The organism is Herbaspirillum sp. B65 (assembly GCF_000333555.1).
In the GTDB taxonomy this organism is placed as follows: Bacteria; Pseudomonadota; Gammaproteobacteria; order Burkholderiales; family Burkholderiaceae_D; genus Herbaspirillum; species Herbaspirillum rubrisubalbicans.
In genome coordinates this window covers 1-1010 of the sequence record NZ_BADI01001072.1, presented here as the reverse complement: position 1 = coordinate 1010, position 1010 = coordinate 1, and the positions used below count along the sequence as shown (strand labels likewise).

Below are 1010 nucleotides of genomic sequence, written 5' to 3'. Positions count from 1 at the left end.
GACGACGCCACATTGCGAAGGCCAATGTGACGGTGGCGAACGTGACGGCGTCGGATAAGGTGTACGACACGACGACGAACGCAGCACTGTCGAATGGGAACGTGACGGTGCAGTTGGGTAATGCTAGTGCGGCCAATGGCAGCCTCGCCAATGCGACGACGTTTAGTAACTACACGGCCAATGGGACGTTTGCGAATGCATCGGCAGGTAGCAACAAGCTTGTGAGCCTGAACGTGGCGTTGGCAGATACGACGAACTACACGTTGTCTGGGACGACGCAGCAGAACATGACGGCCAACATTGTAAAGGCCAATGTGACGGTGGCGAACGTGACTGCATCGGATAAGGTGTACGACACGACGACCAATGCGGCCATTAGCAATGTGGGTGCAGCCACGGTGTTGCTGGGTAATGCCAGCGCGGCGAATGGCACATTGGCATCGGCCACGGGCTACAGCAACTACACGGTCAATGGTTCGTATGCGAACGCCGCGGCAGGTAGCCAGACGGTAAGCGTGAACGTAGCGTTAGCAGACACGACGAACTACGCATTGAGCACGTCAAGTCAGAACCAGACGACGGCGACGATTGCCAAGGCTAATGTGACGGTAGCGAACGTGACGGCATCGGATAAGGTGTACGACACGACGACGAACGCGGCCATCAGCAATGTGGGTGCAGCGACGGTGTTGCTGGGTAACGCCAGCGCGGCGAATGGCACGTTGGCGTCGGCGACGGGCTATAGCAATTACACGGTCAATGGCTCGTATGCGAACGCAGCGGCGGGTAGCCAGATGGTGAACGTGAACGTGGCGTTGGCAGACACGACGAACTACGCATTGAGCACGTCAAGTCAGAACAAGACGACAGCCAACATCGCGAAGGCCAATGTGACAGTGGCGAACGTGACGGCGTCGGATAAGGTGTATGACACGACGACGAACGCAGCACTGTCGAATGGGAACGTGACGGTGCAGTTGGGTAAGGCTAGTGCGGCCAATGGCAGCTCG

1 protein-coding gene is annotated in these 1010 nt (G+C 57.7%); it reads left to right on the top strand.

Going from position 1 to position 1010, the window contains the following annotated elements; genetic code table 11:
• Positions 1-1010, top strand: a 1010-nt coding sequence (locus I5W_RS32255; RefSeq protein ID WP_252717221.1) for a YDG domain-containing protein, incomplete at both ends; no start/stop codon positions are given.